The sequence below is a fragment of the Streptomyces alkaliphilus genome (genome assembly GCF_014141535.1).
Classification (GTDB): Bacteria; Actinomycetota; Actinomycetes; order Streptomycetales; family Streptomycetaceae; genus Streptomyces; species Streptomyces alkaliphilus.
The window spans coordinates 1-1,159 of the sequence record NZ_VKHT01001291.1 but is presented as its reverse complement, the minus strand read 5'-3'; the positions used below and the strand labels follow the sequence as shown (position 1 = coordinate 1,159).

Below are 1,159 nucleotides of genomic sequence, written 5' to 3'. Positions count from 1 at the left end.
GGGGACGAGAGGAGGGTGCGCGGGGGCCGCGCACCCTCCTCTCGGCTTTCTGCCGGTTCCCCCTCGGCCTTTTCGCCTCGTCCCGTCCCTTCCGGGGGAGAGACCGCCTCGTGTCGCGGCGTCCCCGAGGGCTTTTGGAGTGGGGGTTCGGGTGGGGCGGGCCGCCGGCGACAGGATGATGCCGCCCGCTCTGCAGCATGTGGACAAAACCGCTTCTTCAATGGATCTTCCGGAATTGGAACAGTGGTGTGCGCCGGGGCGATCCGGCCGGGAAACCGGCCGGATTCCGTTCCGGCGCACGTTGAAATCCGTTCCGGAAAATCATTCGGGAGCATTCATGCTGGAGCAGAAGCTGGACCGGCGCCTCGCCGAGTTCGGGGAACTCGGCGAGCACAGCGAGGGCTGGGCCACCGAGCTGGGTCAGCCGGTGCTGGCCACCCCCGCCACCGCGCTGGCGTTCGTCGCCGGAGCCGCCCTCGTCGGCGGTGCCTACGTGGCCGGTCGGGGCGAGATCCTGCAGTAATCGCGGCGCCCCCGCGTCGATCCCCCCGGTGTCGGGAGGGAGCGGGGCACGCGTTCACGCCTCCGCCCCCGGCGGGGAGGGGGCCGCGTGATCCGTCTTCCTCCCGCACCGCGCCTCCGTGTTCCGGCGGTACCACGCGGTTCCGCGGAACCCGTCCGCACCACACCACCGCACGATCCCCGGGTCCGGTACCACGGACCTCCACCACGGGAAACACCACGGGAAAACACCCCGGGAAAAGAGGAAATCCATGTCGCACCACGGCCTGCCCGTCGAGCTGCTCGGCGCCGACGCCCTGACCGAGAACACCCCCGGCGAGGTGCCGGCCGACGCCGCCCCGGTGCTCGCCACCCCCGCGGTCTTCGTCGCCGGTGTCACCCTCGGCGTGGCCGCCACCATGGCCGCCGGTGAGGTTCTCAAGTGACCTCGACCGCTTCGGTCACCCTTCCCGCCTCCCTCGACGCCCTTCCCGTCCTGCGGGAGGACGCCGACGGATGGACGTCGGGTGCCGTCGGCTCGATGCCGGTGCTGGCCATGACGGCACAGAGCGTCACGCTCGCGGTGCCCTCCGCCTACGGCATCGGCGCGGGGGAGCAGCAGCTCCTCCACTGACCCGGGCGCGCCCCGGCCCCGCCG

General features: G+C 72.0%; 3 protein-coding genes. All 3 read left to right on the top strand.

Annotation, left to right across the window (positions count from 1 at the left end; all coding sequences use genetic code 11):
* The first annotated feature begins 337 nt into the window (after window positions 1–337).
* A complete protein-coding gene (locus FNQ90_RS24045) occupies window positions 338–523 on the top strand; it encodes a hypothetical protein (RefSeq protein ID WP_228454982.1) in 186 nt (61 codons plus the stop codon).
* 250 nt (window positions 524–773) lie between these two features.
* Entirely contained in the window at window positions 774–947 is a 174-nt protein-coding gene (locus FNQ90_RS24040) for a hypothetical protein (protein WP_153427486.1), read from the top strand.
* Window positions 944–1,135 (top strand): hypothetical protein, encoded by a 192-nt coding sequence (locus FNQ90_RS24035; RefSeq protein WP_182608269.1) that lies wholly within the window; start codon window positions 944–946, stop codon window positions 1,133–1,135. The genes FNQ90_RS24040 and FNQ90_RS24035 overlap by 4 nt, the downstream gene beginning before the upstream one ends.
* The last annotated feature ends 24 nt before the right edge of the window (window positions 1,136–1,159 follow it).